This window comes from Paenibacillus sp. A14 (assembly GCF_036864815.1).
GTDB lineage: Bacteria > Bacillota > Bacilli > Paenibacillales > Paenibacillaceae > Fontibacillus > Fontibacillus sanfengchensis.
The window spans coordinates 257,562-274,416 of record NZ_JBAGJD010000007.1; the positions used below are offsets into that span (position 1 = coordinate 257,562).

9 protein-coding genes, 1 pseudogene and 1 riboswitch are annotated in these 16,855 nt (G+C 53.8%); of the genes and pseudogenes, 3 read left to right on the forward strand and 7 right to left on the reverse strand.

Annotation, left to right across the window (positions count from 1 at the left end; translation table 11 throughout):
* Nucleotides 1-18: 18 nt before the first annotated feature.
* The 5 genes from V4U88_RS19395 to pulA form a co-directional block, all read right to left on the reverse strand.
* The gene (locus tag V4U88_RS19395; protein WP_334074898.1) at nt 19-1,161 is read right to left on the reverse strand and encodes a sugar ABC transporter substrate-binding protein; all 1,143 of its coding nucleotides are present in this window, start codon (nt 1,159-1,161) and stop codon (nt 19-21) included.
* Nucleotides 1,162-1,183: 22 nt separating this feature from the next.
* On the reverse strand, nt 1,184-3,133 hold the full coding sequence (locus tag V4U88_RS19400; RefSeq protein ID WP_334074899.1) for an alpha-amylase: 1,950 nt from the start codon (nt 3,131-3,133) through the stop codon (nt 1,184-1,186).
* A 38-nt stretch (nt 3,134-3,171) separates the two neighbouring features.
* A complete protein-coding gene (locus V4U88_RS19405) occupies nt 3,172-4,212 on the reverse strand; it encodes a zinc-dependent alcohol dehydrogenase (RefSeq protein ID WP_334074900.1) in 1,041 nt (346 codons plus the stop codon).
* Between the two features lie 251 nt (nt 4,213-4,463).
* The gene (locus tag V4U88_RS19410) at nt 4,464-6,503 is read right to left on the reverse strand and encodes an amylo-alpha-1,6-glucosidase (protein WP_334074928.1); all 2,040 of its coding nucleotides are present in this window, start codon (nt 6,501-6,503) and stop codon (nt 4,464-4,466) included.
* Nucleotides 6,504-6,601: 98 nt separating this feature from the next.
* Nucleotides 6,602-8,563, reverse strand: coding sequence for a type I pullulanase (gene pulA, locus V4U88_RS19415; RefSeq protein ID WP_334074901.1), 1,962 nt, complete (start codon nt 8,561-8,563; stop codon nt 6,602-6,604).
* Nucleotides 8,564-9,055: 492 nt separating this feature from the next.
* On the opposite strand from pulA, the pseudogene V4U88_RS27055 reads away from it, so the two are divergent.
* Both V4U88_RS27055 and V4U88_RS19420 read left to right on the forward strand, forming a co-directional pair.
* Nucleotides 9,056-9,121 (forward strand): annotated as a pseudogene (locus V4U88_RS27055) (zinc-ribbon domain-containing protein); the annotation flags it as partial.
* A gap of 102 nt (nt 9,122-9,223) precedes the next feature.
* Nucleotides 9,224-9,799, forward strand: coding sequence for a DUF2628 domain-containing protein (locus tag V4U88_RS19420; RefSeq protein WP_334074902.1), 576 nt, complete (start codon nt 9,224-9,226; stop codon nt 9,797-9,799).
* A 78-nt stretch (nt 9,800-9,877) separates the two neighbouring features.
* Here the strand turns inward: V4U88_RS19420 and V4U88_RS19425 are convergent, their stop codons facing one another.
* Together V4U88_RS19425 and V4U88_RS19430 are read right to left on the reverse strand one after the other, a co-directional pair.
* Nucleotides 9,878-13,327, reverse strand: coding sequence for a DUF6359 domain-containing protein (locus tag V4U88_RS19425; protein WP_334074903.1), 3,450 nt, complete (start codon nt 13,325-13,327; stop codon nt 9,878-9,880).
* Nucleotides 13,328-13,643: 316 nt separating this feature from the next.
* Nucleotides 13,644-15,080 (reverse strand): NAD(P)/FAD-dependent oxidoreductase, encoded by a 1,437-nt coding sequence (locus tag V4U88_RS19430; protein WP_334074904.1) that lies wholly within the window; start codon nt 15,078-15,080, stop codon nt 13,644-13,646.
* A 68-nt stretch (nt 15,081-15,148) separates the two neighbouring features.
* Nucleotides 15,149-15,248, reverse strand: a riboswitch (purine riboswitch).
* Nucleotides 15,249-15,504: 256 nt separating this feature from the next.
* On the opposite strand from V4U88_RS19430, the gene V4U88_RS19435 reads away from it, so the two are divergent.
* Nucleotides 15,505-16,821, forward strand: coding sequence for a hemolysin family protein (locus tag V4U88_RS19435; protein ID WP_334074905.1), 1,317 nt, complete (start codon nt 15,505-15,507; stop codon nt 16,819-16,821).
* Nucleotides 16,822-16,855 lie beyond the last annotated feature (34 nt).

Consider the following 16,855-nt stretch of genomic DNA (forward strand, 5'->3'; position numbering starts at 1 on the left):
TTTCCGTTTAGTTGGTTTTTAGGCCTGAACGACATCGGCCATTTGCCGAAAATAACGATCGATCACAGTATAGGCGGAGTCAGCTCCTTCATTCATCAAGCACCACAGGCCGACGCGGATCGCTTCCCAAACGGAAGCCATGGCCGGCTCGATCGGCATGGGACGGCTGTTCTCCAACAATTGGATCAGGGCCGCCCGATCGGCGCCGGCTTGGCGTATCACCTTCTCCCGCGCCCCCTTGTGAACGGGAATTCGCTGCACCTCGGTGCCCCATCTCGTCTGGCTCTCTTCACCGAGCATGAAGGCGGCAAACGAGGAGATTTCCTCCCGGAGTTCCGACTCCAGCGAATGGCCGGGAAAAACGAGCCCAATCGACGAAGACATGGAGAGCGAAGGCCTTCCCAGGACGGAAGGGAGCGGAGCAACGCCCAGCTTGTGTTTCATTTGCCGGTCCAAATAGTTATAGATCCACTCTCCGCAAATGATCGCGCCGATTTCGCCGGCAATGAACCTGTCCAACAGTTCCGTCGAACCGTTCATGCTGGCCAGAAGTCCCCGCTCCGACTGTGTGCGGACAAAATGCAGCGCCCGTTTCATCTCATTCTTGGCGAGACAGGGAGTTTCTCCCCGCATCGGCCAACCTCCAAATGCCGTCAAAAACGGGATAAACGAATAGGGCTCCAGGAGATCGGCGGCAATGGGGATCAGTCCTTTATCGATCAAGCTGCTTCCCCCGGCTTCGATCTCTTCCCACGAGGCCGGAGGGGTGGGATAGATCTCCCGGTTGCAATACAACACCAGATGATTCCCCGTCAGCACCGGCAGGCCGTAGGCGATTCCTTCGGACCGCATGGAACCCGAGAGGTCCGAACCGTCAGAGGCTGCCAGCGACAGCAACTCCTCCGGCACTCGGGAATAGTTCGCTTTCCCCCCGAATCCGGCCATATCCGCCGGAACCAGGGCCATCTGCGGCGCTGCTCCCCCTTCGCCGATGCGGTTCAACCGTGCCGACAGTTCCACAATATTCATCACTTCGGGGATGACCCGAACACCGGTTTGTCGGGAATATTCATGACATAGGCGCTCCAACAGTTCAATGGAGGTGTCTCCCGGACCGTCAAATTCATGCCAAATGACCAATTCTTTCAGGTACGAGCTCATTTTTACGATACCTCCTTTGTCTTTACGGTTTGATTCGGGGATGGTAAAAGACGATGCCCTGGTGGGGCTGCAGCATCCTCCAGTCCCGTCCGCCTTGGGCAGTAGACACTAGGGCGAATTCCGGGTCGGCCAGACTATCGCTCCATACTGTCCAGCCGTCCGATACGGGATAGATCGCGTTCAGACGAATTTCCTGCGGAGCCTCGACACTTAGATTGAAGCAACACACCAGCAATTCTCTCCCCTTCAGATAGGCGTACATCAATACTTCTCCCTGGGCATCAGGTAGAAAAAAGTTTTGGGGACGGATCAGATGCTCCAATTGCTTCTTGCCGGCATGCAAGCGGCTCAGCAAAGGAATCATGGGCTGCGGGTGTGTCCAGTTAATGGCCAGACGGTTGAAAAAAGCCCGCGGGATATCCGCACCGCCCGTATTATCGGCAAGACCGCAGTTCAGAGGCTGCTCTTCGTTCATCTCGATTCCCGTAGTCAGAAAAGGGATGGCATTCGGCAAAAAACTGTTGAAGACGCTCATCATCCGTGCCAGCCGAATCCCTCCACGACTGGTAATTCGCGGGGTATCCGCCGTTTCGGAACAAGCGAATACATGAATGGCCAGCTCGGGGAGCTCCTGAAGATAAGCCTGCAGCGTTTCCACCGAAATATCCGTCATGATCTTCCAGCCGCTCCCGAGCATGACATTATAGCCGGTGCCCGCGGCTTTGCGGTGGTTGCGGTTGAACAAATCCTCACTGATGAGGATGGCGTTGGGTCTGATCTCCTTAATCGTCCGGAACATCTCCTCCAGCAAAGGCACAGGCAGGACATGACCGATATCGATTCGAAACCCGTCGACACCGTATGCATGTAGGTTAAATTTAATGGCCTGCACCAGCATGTCCCACAAGTCCCGGTTCGGTTCCGTTCCGGGATACATATTGCATTTGATCGTGTCAAACAACACATACGGCGGTTGATTCGGCGGCACAAGGTTCCGGACTTGCGGCGCAATATCCTTGAACAGCCTGTAAAACGTAATATCCGTCCAGATCGGTTGAACATCGTTGACCCAGTCGGAATGAGCCGGCGCCGTCGTAATCCCCATATGTTCCTCCACCAGGGACAACAGCGGCTCTCCGGATTGCCGGGCACGTTGTTTCAGACACTGCCACAGCAGAGGATTCAATTCGTTCGGCGGCGGCGAAAATTTGGACAAAAAAGCCGCGGTTTCCTTGCTGCGATAGATGGTTTCGAGCTTGTCCGGGCTGCATTCTTCGAAAAAACCAAGTTCGGAAATATGAGGAGGACGAAAGCCTTCCAAATGTTCCTTGCCGATCCAGTACACCCAATCAGGATGCTCTTCGATAACCTCGCTGTCTCTCGCCGTCACCCTGGGGATAAAATCCACCACGACTTTTATGCCCAGCAGATGACTGGCTTCAACGAGTGCGGCCATTTCATCGTGGAGCGTAAATTCGGGGATACCGTCCAACAAGGAATCGTGCAGTTCGGGATCAAGCTCGAACAAACTATGGATCGCGTAGGGCGAGCCGATGTCACCCTTCCAATGCATTTGGCTGTATCTTGTAACCGGCAGCAAATACAATATATTGACGCCCATCTTCTTCAACAGCGGAAGCAGGATCATCAATCTAAGAAAAGTGCCGGATTGAATGCGGCCGTCATGGTTGTAGTCCCATGCGGCGGAATAACGGACCAGGGACGAGTAGATGACACTGCGGTCGAGACTTTGCTCTTCAAAAGGGTACGATTCGGACAGTTGAAACAAATAGTTAAGATGATGCAACAGAAACGGCACCGGATCTATTTCTATTTCCCCGCGCTTCGTGTCGAGGATACTGGCATATCCGCATTCGTTCCATATCTCAGGTATCCAGATCGGCCGAATTTCCTTAGGTCGGTGTGAAGCCAGAAACCGGTAAAGATATTTCACGCGTTCTTGGCGGGCCATAACCCCCCATCCCCTTTCAGCATTCTTCATATTGGCGACTAGAACACAAATACCGTTTTCATCGTCTCGGCCGGCAGACGCGCACCGGTGGAGAGTTCATATCCCAAAAGTTCCTGAATCGCCGACTCGTATTCAGTTAGCGGATAGCGCTTGGTGACCAGAGACGCGAGCTCGCGATGATTTGCCGCAAACTGCAGCGCCGACTCAAAAGTATGCAGGTATTCGCCGGCCCCGATGATTTTCACGGCATTTTGCACATAATGGGTAGGAGTCAGCACATATTGATAACTCCCGTTAATCCCGAAGGGAACGATTCTTCCGCCCCGCTCCACCCATTGCTCGGCCAAGTCCATTTGCGTCCCGACCGTATCGATAACCACATCGAACTTTCCGGATTGCGGAAAACGTGGGTTCTCTGCGCCGCCCAGTTCCTCCGGCGAGACAACCCGCTCCGAGAACCGGCGCGCAAAAGACAGGCGATACGGGTTAACCTCCGTCCCGACCGTGAAGCAGCCGAGCGCTCCACCTACGATTTGGCACAGCAAACCCATCGGACCCGAGCCCAGAACCAGCACGCGATCTTCCCGGGTAACGCCCGCCGCCCTGAAATTGTGCAGGACACAGGCGAGCGGCTCCACCAAAACGGCCGCTTCCCAGCTCATTCCTTCGGGCAGCCTGTGCACAAAGTTCTCATGAGTCACGAAATAGGGGGCGAACGTGCCCGCAAGGTTCAACCCGGCAATTGGCATCCCTTGTCCGGAACGACCTATGCAAAGATGCAACTGCCCTTTCCGGCAAAAGCGGCATTCCCCGCAGCTCTGGTTCGGGTCGATAACGATGCGGTCTCCCACCCGAACCCTCTTTACGTCCGCACCGGTTTCCACGACGGTCCCCACGGCTTCATGGCCGCGTATAACACCGGGCATCCCCCGCTCCTTCCCGGCGATTACGGCGAGATCCGTCCCGCAGATTCCCGTCAGTTCGATTTTTACTTTTACCTCCCCGGAAGTGCGGCACGACGGGTCCTCCTGCTCGATAAGTTCCAATCGCTCGCGTTCTGTCCATATCAACGTCTGCATCGAAATCCCCTCCACCCTGTAACTTCATATTAGTTCAAACGTTTGCGCAAATCGTTACGACCACATATTATCACTAATATCTGTAAAAGTAAGGTGAAAATTGTCGAATTTCGTTTTTTTCAGAAAATATCAGAAAAATAAAAATGCGGATTGTGGATGTGGCCCATGTTGTCCTTCTCTCCAATTGAAAAAGCCGCAAAATTCCACTCCTCACTAAGAGTTTATTTTGCGGCATTGATCCTGTATCGGAATCAGTTGCTGTCTTTTTCGGATAAATAGGGCAGAATATCTTCGGTGTACGCCCGCAAAATCTCGCCTACGCTCCAGGCCTGAGTGCAGCATCCCCGGCCCGTGCAGGCAAACTCTCCGTCAAAGATTTCCGCAAGCCCCCCGATGGCTCCGTCCTGCAGATGATCCTCAAACACCTCGCACATCGCTTTGGCTGTAAGCACAGCTTCCCGGCTGTGGCCGTTCACCTTGCAGTAGGCGGTAATAAATGCGCCAAGCGGGAAAGCCCATACGGTTCCCATATGATACGCCCCATCCCGATCGATAAGCTTGCCGATATATCGGGGCTTGTATTCCTTGTCTTCAAAAGAGAGCGACCGCAAGCCGTAAGGCGTGTACAAATGTTTATAAACGGTGTCCACGACCGCCTTTTGCTTTTCGGGAGGCAGCGCCGTATACGGGAGCGAGACCGCCCAGATTTGATTCGGCCGGATTTTGCCGTCATTCTCGTCCCCGTTCACATCGATCACATCATACAAACACCCCGCCTGTTCATTCCAGAATCGGCGGTTGAAGGATTCTTGCACTCGGTGCGCCAGGGCGTCATAGGGCTCCATGTCGCCAAAACGCTTCGCCAATCCCGCCATGACACGGAGAGCGTTGTACCATAGGGCGTTGATTTCCACCGGTTTGCCGTGGCGCGGCGTGACTACCCATTCGCCGACCCTCACATCCATCCAGGTCACCTGATCCAAACCACTGCCCGCATGGATCAGGCCATCGTCATCCATTCCGATCGAAAAGTCGGTTCCCGTCTTATAGGCAGCGAGGATTTCCTTAAGTGTCGGGTAAATCTTCTGCTCGATAAAGTCGTAATCCCCAGGTCCTCCGGTATATCGCAAATACTCGTGAACGGCATGGAAATACCAGAGCGAAGCATCGGCTGTATTATAAAGCGGTTCCTGGCCATCATCGGGAAACATGTTGGGAATTAATCCGTTCCGCAGGTACCGCGAGAAGGATTCCAGAATTTCTCTGGCGTCTTCGAACCGCTTGGTGGACAGCGTCACCCCCTGCAATGCGATCATCGTGTCCCGTCCCCAGTCCGTAAACCAAGGGTAGCCTGCAAGCACGGTTTTGAGGCCCGTCGATTCCCGCTGCACTATAAAGTGATCCGCAGCCTCCACCAAACGATCGGCAAACCGGTTGCCGTAACCGGCCCGTTCCACCAACCCTTCCATTCTCTTCCTGTATTCGCGGACGATCGCGAATCCGTCTCTGTTATCTAGCGAATCGATGGAACACTTTATGTAAAACGTCTTTCGTTCATACGGTTTCAGCGAAACATGAATTTCATAAGGAGTATAATGATTGTCCACCCCCATGAATCCATTCCGGTTCTCGAACTTGTAATAGTGGGCCTCTTCATATAAATAGGGTGGTGTCGCCATCGTCACCGGGAATGTGGATCTGTCCACATAGTCTCCTTCGGATACCATAAAAGAGATCGTCGTTTCCCGCTGGCTGGAGGGAACAAGCTTCAATGTGTTCCCCGTCAGCTCCGTCTCGAACGAGAGGCTCCCTTTCTCCGAAATCTCTCCGGGAGAACGGAAATTGAACAACGGAACGATGTTTAGCAGCGCGGACTCCCGGCCACCGGTAACTTCATAGCAAACAACCGCCGTATTGCGTCCGTATTCCAAAGCAATCGTTTTTCGGATCGAGATGTCTTCCACCTGATAATCGTATTCGGGAACGGTGTTCAGGACGAAGCGTCTTAAATGACGCTGTCCATCTTTTTGCCAATTCACATACTGCTGCGAGGTCAAATCATAGGTTTTGCTGCCGATCGTCACCTGTTCCTGGGTTCTCGTAAATACGAGCACCCGGTTAACGGGTGCTTTGGGCGATGCCACCAGATATCCATGGGACATCCGGAAACCGCCGCCGGGAACGGAGTGGCTCGCATATCCCCCGATGCCATTACCGATCAGCCATTCCCGTTCATTACCTTCCTCGATAGTACGCCAGGCATGTCTACCCAACACATAAGCCCTTTCCATCCCCACAAACTTCTCCTCCCAATTCCTTATGACTTAAACGTTTACGTAAAAACGTAATGAAAAGGCTCCCCCGTGAATTCCGGGGATGCCTTTTCGGTTCAGTCGGTCACATGTAAAACGACCATGCCGATGCCGTGTACGGTCAGACTACGCTCCGACAAACTTTGAACAAACTCGCCGCCATAGTGAACCTGCCAAGCGCCGAGATCCGGCAGCTCCAAGGTGACCGGCTCCGGATTGCCATTATACAGTACATACAGGTGCCGATCGGGATCACCGCCGGCATGGTCCCGAAGCGTGTAAGCAACCGCCTGCACCGGAGCCGGTTCAAAGCGCAGATGCTCCCGGATTTCCTCGGCCGTACGCAGCCGGAAGGCCGGATGGGATTGGCGCAGTTTGATCAGGCTGGCCACATAAAGCACATCGTTCTGCCGCTCCGCACAGCGCGCCCAATCCAGGCGGTTGATTTCCACCGGCGATTTGTAGCTGTTCTCCACCCCGTTCTTGGAACGCATAAATTCCTGTCCGGCGTGTATAAAAGGAATACCCTGGCTCGTTAGCACAATGGCGGAAGCCAGCCTGTGCATCCGCCGGAGCTGCTCCCCGGAAGCCCCTTCGGCCGAAAGCGCCAGTTTATCCCAGAGGGTGTGATTGTCATGGCATTCCACGTAGTTGACGCACTGCACCGGCTCCCGCGCATATTGCCCGATGCCTTCGCCGTAACGAATGCCTCCAGCCACCCCGCGCTTGATCCCGTCCTCCAGGCCGCTCCCTTGACTGACAAACCCTCTGTCCTTCTCCTCAAAGTTGCTGCCCTTGATCGCATCGCGTATCCCGTCGTTGAATTGCCCGATTCCCGGAAGCTGCCAGGCGTTCCCCTGATGGGCGCGCCGTTCGTCCGGGAGCACGCTGCCGTCCATGTTCCAGCCTTCGCCAATCAAGAGAATCGTCGGATCGATCTCATCGACGCGGCGGCGGATTTCCTTCATCGTATCCACATCGAGGAGTCCCATCAGGTCGAAGCGGAAACCGTCGATATGGTATTCCCGTCTCCAGTGCAGGATTGAGTCAATGATCAATTTACGCATCATCGGCCGCTCGCTCGCGCATTCATTCCCGCAGAAGGAACCGTTCGAAAACGTGCCGTCCGGTTTGTGGCGAAGATAGTAGCCCGGCACCAGCTTCGTGAAGTTGACCAGATACCCGTCGTATACATGGTTGTATACGACGTCCATGATCACCCGCAGCCCCTTGTCATGCAGCGCTTGGATGCACTGCTTCAGCTCCGTGATCCGGGCTGTCGGCGAGTAGGGATCCGTGGCGTACGACCCCTCCGGAGCATTAAAGTTCTTCGGATCATACCCCCAATTGTAATGGGGCTCATCCAGCCGGGTTTCGTCCACGCTCTCGGTGGAGTAGTCATACACCGGCAAAAGCTGCACATGGGTCACGCCCAGCCCGGCGATGTGGTCCAGCCCGGTGGGAATTCCACCGGGACCTTTCGTGCCGGCCTCGGCCAGCCCCAAATATTTGCCCTTATGCCGAATCCCGCTCTCCGGGTGCATGGACAGGTCCCGGATATGCAGTTCATAGATCACCGCATCCACCGGAGAGGCAAACGCCGGCTTCGCCCTGGACCAGCGTTCGGGGTCGGTCCGGCGGAGGTCCAGGACAACGCCCCGGTCCCCGTTAACGCCGACAGCTTTAGCATAGGGATCGACGGCCTCGTTCACATCCGATCCGATCCGCACCTTGTAATTGTAGTAAACACCGTGAAGATCGCCGGCTTTCTCGGCAACCCAGGTTCCTTTCCGGTCGCGCGTCATTTTTATCGTTTGATCCGGCTCGCTGTTCCAAGAATCGTACAGCACGACCCAGGCTTCCGAGGCCGTCGGCGCCCAAAGACGGAAAACCGTCATCTCCCGGGTATACGCAGCCCCCAAATCGTCGCCTTTATAATTATATTTCTCATCGAACTCGGGATCGAATACGGAAACGCCTTCGGTAACCTCGGGATCGCCGTAATCGAATGTAATGTCAATTTCCTTCTGTACGGACAATGGGATTCACTCCAATCGTATAAATTGTCGCACGAAACGGCTTATTTCATGTAAGGGAGGTCCATTTCCATGAATCTTATTGGATAAACTATTCATCTACTGAACAAGCTTCTCCCCTTCAAAGAGGGCTATATCACTATAGCAGGCTATGAAAACGGTTGCTGTTTAAAATAGGGACTGCGTTAAGACATGCCGAAATAATCGCGTGTTCCCCTACCCCCATCATATGGCAACAAGCCCCTCGAGCGTTCCCCTGCATCCGCCTCCGCCCAGGGGACACTTTGCCGGAATGCTCCGGTTAACTTAAACGTTTACTCCAACTGGTATGTGGTGCATTATACCATTGCCCTCTCAATTAGGTCAATCGTTTGCATAAATGATTATGCACCAAGTTTTTTTACCCCAAATCTTCATTTTCTCTTCTCTATCTCCGATATCAATTAATAGTACTTTGGAACTATATCATTTACTTCTAGACAAACGGAGGATGCCATGTACTGTTCGAATTGCGGCAAGGGTTTATACGAAGACGACAAATTTTGCGTCAGTTGCGGGACTCCGGTAAAACCCCGGGAATTTGAAAAGGAGGAAGGCGGATTGTCTCCTGTCCAGCATTCGGCCCCCTCACACCATCACGCTGATTCCACCCCGAGGAATACGGTGGAACCTTCCGAAGAGGACTATACTCTTTTTGTCGGAAAACGAGCCGAGGATTATCTGCTCCTATGGAGAGAGGACCGTCACTGGAACTGGCCCGCGTTTCTGTTCGGGGGATACTGGCTTTTGTACAGAGGGTTGTACTTGTACTTTTTGCTTTACTTAGTCTGTTTATCCCTACTGGTAAATGTGATCCGTTCCCTGACCTTTCCCGCCTATTATTTGTCGAATGGGGTGGTCTGGACGGTCATCGCGGCCCATTTCGTGCTGCAGGTTGTGTTTGCGGCTTTTGCCAATCAGATTTATTTGCATCACGCCCAGCGAAAAATCCGCTCCCTGAACGTTCGCTTCGACAGATACCCGGATCTGCGGAAGGAAAAAATCGAAAGCGCCGGCGAAACCAGCCTTTACATCCCCATCGCCCTCGCCGTGCTTCCCGTACTGATCGGCATCGTCAGCTTCCTGCTTTATTCGGCGCATATTTATAAAGAAATCAACCAGGAAATCCGGAATATGGAGCAGGGGACAAGTCTGATGGAGTCTGTGGAAACGACCGCCGTGGCGGCCAAAGCTGTTTAGCCTAAAAAACCGCAGCACGGTGTTGAACCGGGCTGCGGTTTTTGATATTGAAAGAGCTGCTTCTCGAAGCTGCGGATATTAACCCGCTTGTTTGCCGATGTATCTCAAATCCTCATAGACCAGAAGGGAGAATTCGGATTTCATGCCTCTCCCGGATTGAGCAAGAACGATCAGCTTTAATTCATTTAAGCGGATATGCCGTTCCGTTTTGGTCTTCGCCTTTTGGAGCGCGGCTACTTTGGCCTGCAGCAGATCGGCCACATCCTTCTTCTTGATCCGCTTCTGCTCCAACCCCAGGTCAACCAGCTCATCGAGATGGTCGATGTCCATCGTCACATCAAAAATGAAATTTTGAAAAGACTTATGACCCAGTTCATCCGCGGCCGTCACGCTCAGCGTATGCTTCCCGGCCGAGAGATAATACGGCTGCAGCCGATTGGGATCCGCGATCTTTTTACCGTTCAGATAATAAACGGACTTCTTGACACCGCTCGCGCGATCCTCAACCGATACCGTAAAAGGAACGCTGTCTTCCGTCTGCAGCACGGCCTTCTCTCCGGTCATACTTACTTCAGGGCCCAGACGGTCTACATTGACATAAAGCGTCTTGCTCTCTTCTAAGTTTCCGGCCTTGTCCACCGACCGGTACTCGATAACATACTTGCCGTCATTGTTAAGCAGGAGGGGAGCGGCGGCCCGCTCCCATGCTCCCCCATTCACCCGGTATTCCGTATAATCCAGGCCGCTGCCGCCCTCGTCCTCCGACACCCACTCTACGGTAACCTGAGTTTTATTGTATACGTTTTGTCCGGCTTTTCCGTTATGCTCCGCACGGGTAACCGGTGCCGCATTGTCAAAATGGACCACATGATCCAGGCTGAGCGGCTTCAGTTGATAAACCCCTTTAAAAATCGCGGCGATCCCGGTGACCTTGACGCGGGTTCCCGCCGGGTAAGCTTCGCTGAAGGCCGACTGGCTGATCCCCGTTCTTCCGTCGATCCGCACCTTGACGCTCGAACCATCCGCTTTGACGGCGTCAAACTCAAAGGATCCCGCCGGTGAAGCCGACGCCAGATTTTGAATAGCGACGTTCTCCAAAGTGATCAAGCGGCCCTGGTTCGTCTCGTCCACACCGCTTTGAACGATCGGCTCCGGCAAAGGGGCCGTTCCTTTTTTCTCGATCAAAATCGGGTTTTCCAGTTCCACCTCACCGTTATAAACCGTTTTTTCGGCACTGATGCGCACCAGATCGCCCGCATGGTACCCGGAAGCCGTTTGGAACACGTAAATGCCCGCGGTTTCATCCTGAACGTAGAACCCCTGTCCGCCAAACACGCCCGGTTCTGAAGTAATCACGCCCTCGACCATAACCTTCGTTCCGTCCAATTTCTGGCGAACCTCCGCAATGGAAGCCAGTTCCGGCACCGGCGGCTTGTCGTCCGGAAGCGGCTCCGCGCTCACATCGGCGATCGTGACCGCCTTCGTCAGCAGATTGCCGCTTCCTTGTTTCAGGCGCAGATTGGCATTACCAGCCTGGCCGGGCTTGAACTGCACGGTCAGCTCTTTGGCCGCATGGCCCAAGGCATCGCCCGTCAGGGAAAACGCCGGGCTATAGTTATAATCCGACCACGTGCCGTCCGCGTTTTTGAAGCGGGCAATTTGCGCGCCACCGGCCAGATAAATCCCTGCTTTCAGCTCGTTTACGGTCTGTCCGGGCAAAAGATTGTCCACCGTTACCCGGATTTGAAACTCTGCGTTGGACGGCAGTTGGGATTGATGAACGAAACCATACACCGGCTGCGGTTGCGGAGTTTCGCTGGAGCCATAGGAACCCGGCTTAAACGTGGTCGGGTCGTACCATTTATACCCCGCCGCCGGCGCGGACCAAGGCTCAGGCTTAGGCTCCACGGATGCCACCGGCTCTTCTTCCGGCCCGAGCACAGTAGGCTGATCCAGTTCAATGCCCGGAATCTCGGCAAAAGAGGTGTAGTTCTCGTCATGGGCCAGCCATCTGACCGTCTGCACCAGGAAAACCCCGTCGTCGACCTCTTTGAACCCGTCGTACGTTTTCTTCTTTTGACCGTTCTCTTCCCTTAAATATTTCGGCGTGGCGTCCTCAACCGGAGAAGAGTCTCCGATGAACGCGGCTTTACCGAGGCCAAGCTTGCCGATCGCGGCATAAGGCCCTTCGGGACGGCCTCCCCCGTTGTAAACCCCGCTGTCTACCGCGTTGCCCCAGGCCGGAATCCCCGTCGGCACATAGACGATCCCCTTCGCTTTTTCGGGATCGAGAATCGCCACCGTCGAGCCGGCATGAACGGCGACCGCTTCCACGTCTGCCGTGATGCCGAACGATTGGGACGGACTCACGATATCATTGGCGTTGACATCCCCAATGGCGTTGTAACGGAAGCGCACTCCAAAGTGATCGGCCAACCAGTCGGAGCTGGTTACTTCCTGCATGGCCGGCGAGTCCGCTTCCTCCGCGCTCATCCCTTTGGCCGGATTTTCGTAAGCGCCGCGGCGGTAGCCGTTAAACACCTCCGAAGCGTCCCAACGGTTTTTGTTGCGGTCGGCATTGTAATGGTCCGAAATGAAAAATACGGCCCCGCCGTTTTCCACATATTGAACGATCGCCGCCTGCTCGGAGGCTTTGAAAGGAATGTTCGCTTCCGGCAAAATAAAGACATCGTAATCTTTCAGCACATCATAGGTGATGGCGGCTTCTCCGAACGTAAAAGGCACAGGGCGATCCAAAGCATCCACCTTGAATCCGGCCGCCCGGAGACCGTCGGCGAAATCGGAGAATGCGCCGTCGATCACCCAGTCCGCTGCGCCCGCCGTTTGAGCATGCGCATGGTCGAACAGCACCTTTTTGCCCGTTCCGTCCGGAAGCGTCGGCGTTTCAGGCTGCTCGCCTCCAGGTTGCTCCCCACCCGGCTGTTCTCCGCCCGGCTGCTCCCCTCCAGGCTGCTCCCCTCCGGGAAACTCAATTTTGGTCACCGATTTCAATCCGGGGAAGTTATTATAGGCGTTCAAGGAACCGGAGACGGTCACTTGGCGGCCGATCAGCTCCGGGTGGGCCTGCAGTCCGAAATCGCCCCGCAGGCCGGATGGGACCTGGACATTAACAAGTTTGCCGAGATCCCGTTCTTCCGGCGTATCCGCCAGCAACAAATTATAATCATTGCTGAACGGCGCGTTGAAATTCGCCGTCAGCGATCCTGTGGCATGCCCCACGATATATCCGGTAACGACGGTCTGCTCCCCGCTGTTTCCTTTGGCAATCGCCGCCTCCACACTAATAGAAGCGCCGTTCGTCCCTGCGGGGGATTCGGCCAAATCCGTTCCGCCTTGCTCGGGCGCAGGTGCTGTCGGGGACAGTGCATCCAGAGCGGTTACTGCCGGGGCCGGGCCAGGCTGGCTAGGTTCTTCCGCCGCGGCCGGCAGGGCGCCGGCCAGGCTGGTGACGAGCATGGCGATAACCAGTAACCAGTTTAACCGCCTTCTTTTCCTTGCACGCTTCATACGTAATCGATACCTCCCTTAACAATTGTTGGATGAATTCCCTTACAATCATAAAATTCTAACAATTGCCCACTATTTCCTACTTGTAAAAATCATGTTAAAAGAGCGCCGCAAACTCAAATTTCGCGAATATCATCAGCGAACGTTTCTCCAAGATTGCATATATACCTGCAGATTTGCAGTAATTCATCAAGCCATTGAGTCAACACGGAGGGCAACGGGGACGGGGGACTCCTGATAATAAAACAAAAAAGCAGAGGCCCCTTCGCCTCCGCTTACATTAAATCCCGCATCTTCTATTTCTCCGCGCTGTCAGCTATACTCCCGCCTGCTCCATCATTCCCCGGGCGATCCAGACTCCGGCCGCTCCCGCTTGGGCCAGCCCGCGCGTAATTCCGGCCCCGTCCCCGCCGCAATAGAGTCCGGCGATTTCCGTTTCCAGCGATTCCGTCAGCTTCGGACGGGCCGAATAGAATTTGGCCTCCACGCCGTAGAACAGCGTATGCTCGGAAGCGATTCCGGGGGTAACCTTGTCGAGCGCTTCAACCATTTCGATCAAGCTCTTCATCGTATTATAAGGCAGAACAAGTCCGAGGTCTCCGGGTACCGCCTCCTTCAAGGTCGGCTCCAAAAATCCCTCGGCGATCCGGGCCGCCGTCGAGCGCCGGCCCCGCAAAATGTCCCCATACTTCTGTATGATCACGCCGCCATTGGAAAGGTCATTCGCCCGCTCGCAAATCTCTCTGGCGTATTCGTTCGGCTTGTCGAACGGCTCGGTGAATTTATGCGAGACGAGCAGCGCGAAATTCGTATTTTGCGAGCCGAGAGCCGGATCTTTATAGGAGTGCCCGTTGGCGGCCATCACCCCGCTGTGGTTCTCCACGACGACGTGCCCCGACGGATTGCTGCAAAACGTCCGGACTCTGGTGCCCACCGAGGTGTTGAAAATAAACTTTCCTTCATAAAGATGCTCGTTGATTTCCCGCATCACCACATCGGACGTTTCCACGCGAACGCCGACATCGACTTGATTGTTCGACATTTTCAAGCGGCGCTTCTTCAAAATTTCGGTCAGCCAGGCCGAACCGTCCCGCCCCGGAGCCACCATAACCTTGTTCGCCTCGTACGAATCCCCGTTTTTCAGCAGGATGCCCTGAACCCGATGACCTCCATCCTCCTTAACCGTAATGAGGTCCTCCACTTCCGCCTTGTAAATCATGTCGATCCGGGTTTTCAAGTATTCATAGATCGATTTCAAAATCTCCAGATTCTGTTCCGTGCCAAGATGGCGGACCTGAGCCCTGAGCAGCTTCAAGCCCGCGGCATAGCCGCGCTGCTCGATCCCCTTGACCGCGTCCGTTAGCGGATCGGTAATGACCGGTGTGGCGCCATGCTCCAGATTGATCGCGTCCACATACCGGATCAGCTCCAGCACTTTGGACGGAGCGATGTAATCGGTCAACCAGCCGCCGAACTCGGTCGTGATGTTGAATTTGCCGTCGCTGTAAGCCCCGGCTCCCCCAAAGCCCGCTGTAATGGAGCACGCGGGTAGACAGCCGGCGAACTCTTTTTTTCCGGCAGCGGGAGGACAGAGCGTAATCTTCTCCTCCAAAATCGGACAGCGGCGACGATATATGTCATGTCCTTTATCCACCAGCAGCACTTTCCAGTGCGGCGCCTTCCGCGTCAGTTCATAACAGGCAAAAATCCCCGCTGGTCCGGCCCCGACTACGATGACATCATATTTATTCATCAGTTCAATTTCCTCCTGAAATTCGTTATGGTCTGCAGAAAACGCAAAAAATCCCGACTTCGAATAGGTATGCGCAAGCACCCGTTCGTAGCCAGGAATTTGTGGTTCCTTGTAGAGACCCTCAAACCGTATTTTTGAGGATATACGAATCGTAAAAGCAAATCTATGTTCTCACTGTTACGCTAGTAATAATAGCGTTAAAATACCGAATAAGTCAATAGATAAATTGACCAATATTCGTTTATCATAAATAAGATATGATTTTTCATTAATAAAAATCCGAGAAAATGACCAAAACACGAACATTAATCCATAATTTTCGCTATGAAATTATCATTGCTCATTCGCATTAATAATTCACATGCTTTATAATATACTTATGTCTTTATTCATATTTTTAATTAAAAAGGAGTAGATGTAGCGAATGGACAGTGACAGGCTTTTGGTATTTAATTTGGTTTTGGTCGTGATTCTCATAGCCATGACGGCATTTTTCGTTGCGGTGGAGTTTGCGATCGTCCGGGTGCGGGGCAGCCGCGTGGATCAGTTGATTGCCGAAGGGCACAAGAAGGCGTTGGCCGTTAAACAGGTCACCTCCAATCTTGACGGATATTTATCCGCCTGCCAGTTGGGAATTACGATTACGGCGCTTGGACTCGGTTGGCTGGGCGAACCGACGGTGGAGCAAATCCTTCACCCGCTGTTTCACAGCCTCCATATACCTGAAGCATTAAGCGGTGTGCTTTCCTTCATCATCGCATTTGTGGTAATCACTTATCTTCACGTTGTAGTCGGTGAGTTGGCGCCAAAAACCGTGGCCATCCGTAAAGCGGAAGCCGTGGCTATGTTTACCGCAAAGCCGCTCATTTTGTTTACTAAAGTGATGCGTCCCTTCATCTGGACATTGAACGGCTCGGCCAATCAACTCATTAGGATGATCGGCATCAAACCCGCTTCCGAGCACGAAGAAGCCCACTCGGAAGAAGAACTGCAAATTATTATTAATGAAAGTTTCGAGAGCGGTAAAATCAATCAAAGCGAATATGGTTACGTCAACCGGATCTTCGCGTTTGATAACCTGCTCGCCAAGGAAATTATGGTTCCGCGCACCGATATGGTGTGCTTATATACAGATAAAACGCGGGAGGAAAACCTTGAAATTATCAAGGAGCAGCAATACACCAGGTTCCCCGTCGTCGAACAGAGCAAGGACAATGTCATCGGCACCATCAACACCAAACAGTTCTTCCTGGCTTACGAGGATAATCCCGACTTGGAAGTGGCCTCGATTTTGCAGCCGGTCATGGCCGTGTCGGAAGTAACGCCGGTCAATGAACTGCTGCAGCGGATGCAGCGGGAAGGCACGCATATCGCCATCCTCATCGATGAGTACGGCGGCACCGCCGGTCTTGTCACCATCGAGGACATCCTGGAGGAAATCGTCGGCGAAATCCGCGACGAATTCGACAAGGAAGAGGAACAGCCGCTGGTTCAGCTTAGCGAAACCCATCTGATTGCCGATGGGAAGGTTACGGTCAATCAGATCAATGACCTGCTGTTATCCAACCTGGACACGGAGGATGTCGACACGATCGGCGGTTGGCTGTACGGCAGACACCCCGAAATGAAAGTCGGGGAAACGCTGGAGCATCAAAGCCTACGTTTCAAACTGCTGGAGAAAGAACCGCACCGGTTCCGGAAGCTGGAAATCATCAAGCTCGCACCGCATCTTGAGGATTAAGATAAATAAAGGTTGCCCTGTCAGCAGCGTATAG

Coding starts and splice junctions, on each gene's coding strand:
- V4U88_RS19400 (WP_334074899.1), bottom strand. CDS start 3,133: ATGGCCCGCCAAGAACGCGTGAAATATCTTTACCGGTTTCTGGCTTCA.
- V4U88_RS19430 (WP_334074904.1), bottom strand. CDS start 15,080: ATGAATAAATATGATGTCATCGTAGTCGGGGCCGGACCAGCGGGGATT.
- V4U88_RS19435 (WP_334074905.1), top strand. CDS start 15,505: ATGGACAGTGACAGGCTTTTGGTATTTAATTTGGTTTTGGTCGTGATT.
- V4U88_RS19410 (WP_334074928.1), bottom strand. CDS start 6,503: ATGGAAAGGGCTTATGTGTTGGGTAGACATGCCTGGCGTACTATCGAG.
- V4U88_RS19395 (WP_334074898.1), bottom strand. CDS start 1,161: ATGAGCTCGTACCTGAAAGAATTGGTCATTTGGCATGAATTTGACGGT.
- V4U88_RS19405 (WP_334074900.1), bottom strand. CDS start 4,212: ATGCAGACGTTGATATGGACAGAACGCGAGCGATTGGAACTTATCGAG.
- V4U88_RS19425 (WP_334074903.1), bottom strand. CDS start 13,327: ATGAAGCGTGCAAGGAAAAGAAGGCGGTTAAACTGGTTACTGGTTATC.